1 protein-coding gene is annotated in these 1,534 nt (G+C 66.1%); it reads left to right on the forward strand.

Features of this window, described 5'->3' with window-relative positions; all coding sequences use genetic code 11:
• On the forward strand, positions 1-1,365 hold a 1,365-nt coding region (locus WBQ44_RS14410; RefSeq protein WP_495567358.1), incomplete at its 5' end, for a tetratricopeptide repeat protein.
• Positions 1,366-1,534: the final 169 nt, after the last annotated feature.

The following is a 1,534-nucleotide window of genomic DNA, read 5'->3' on the forward strand; positions in this document are numbered from 1 at the left end:
CGAACCACCCAGCACCTGCTCGACACGCTGACACGGGCGCACATCGTCGACGAGACCGCCGATCGGCGGTACGTGCTGCACGACCTCCTCGCGACCTATGCCGCGGAACTCACGGAAACGAACGACACCCCGGGCATGCGCACCTCCGCGCTCACCCGGCTGCTCGACTACTACCTGCACACCGCGGCACAGGCCGTGCGGTTCGTCATCCCGAGCGAGGTGGAGCCACCTGACGGGACCGGATCCCCGATCACCGCAGCACCAGAACTGTCCACCTACGACGCCGCGGTGCGGTGGCTCGACACCGAACGCACCAACCTGGTCCGCACCGCCGAGTCGGCGACACGGGACCTGCCCGCGTACACGACCAAGCTGTCCAGGGTGCTCTCGGGGTACCTCGACATCGACATGCACCTCGACGATGTCAGGCGGCTACAGACAACAGCCCTCGACATCGCACGCGAGCACGGCGACCTCGTCACCGAAGGGATCGCACTGCGGTCCTTCGGCCTGATCCACATGTTCGCGCACCGATTCGAGGAGGCAGAACGACACTTCGTGAAATCACTCGCCCTGCACGAGAAAGCGGGCGCTCGGACCTATCAGGCGGCCACGCTGAGCCACCTCGGCGCGCTGTGCGGCTTCGCAGGCCGGGTGCAGGACGCGATGCGGCATCTGCACCGGTCATCCGACCTGTTCCAGGAGCTCGGGCACCGGCTGATGGCCCAATGGCCACTGACCAACCTGGGGCAGCTACATCTGCGACAGGGCCAGCCGGAAAGCGCGCTCCACTACCTGCGCCAGGCGTTCACCATCACCAACGAACAGGACTACCCGCCAGGACAGTTCCTGACCTCCTACGCACTCGCCGGGGTCTACCGCGACACCGGCCGGTACCCCGAAGCGCTCAACTACGCCCATCAGGCACTGAACATCGCACGCGGCTCACGTTTCGCCATGCACGAGGTCACCACCCTGTACCGCCTCGGCACCATCCACCTCCGGCTGGGCAACCACGAGAAGGCGAAACAACACCACCACCAGGCACTGACACTGGCGAGAAACCTCGCCGGAACACAACTGGTGGCCATGACACTCAACGGATTGGCCGAGACATCCGCCGCCGCGGGAGAACCCGCCGACATCACCCGCCGCCACCACCTCGACGCGCTCACCGCCGCCACCGACCTCGGCGCGCGGTACGAACAAGCCCGAGCACACGCCGGTCTCGGCGACCTCCACCAGCGACAAGGCGAGCACGACAAAGCCATCCAACACTGGCAACAAGCACTCACCACCTATCGCGACCTTCGAGCACCGAAAACGTCGGAGCTACAGGAAAAGATCGCGAGCGCCCAGGGGTGAACTACCGTTGCGCATGGAACAACTCCCAGCCGCGTTGGTGCTCGGCGCAGGCGCGACGATCTTCCTGCTGCGCGACGACGAGGACACCACGAGCAGGCCATGGGTGCCCCCAGCAGTCGACTCCCCGATCGGCAACGACGAATACCGCGGCGAGGCCGCGATCCAGCAG

The sequence above is a fragment of the Rhodococcus sp. (in: high G+C Gram-positive bacteria) genome, from assembly GCF_049591685.1.
GTDB lineage: Bacteria > Actinomycetota > Actinomycetes > Mycobacteriales > Mycobacteriaceae > Rhodococcoides.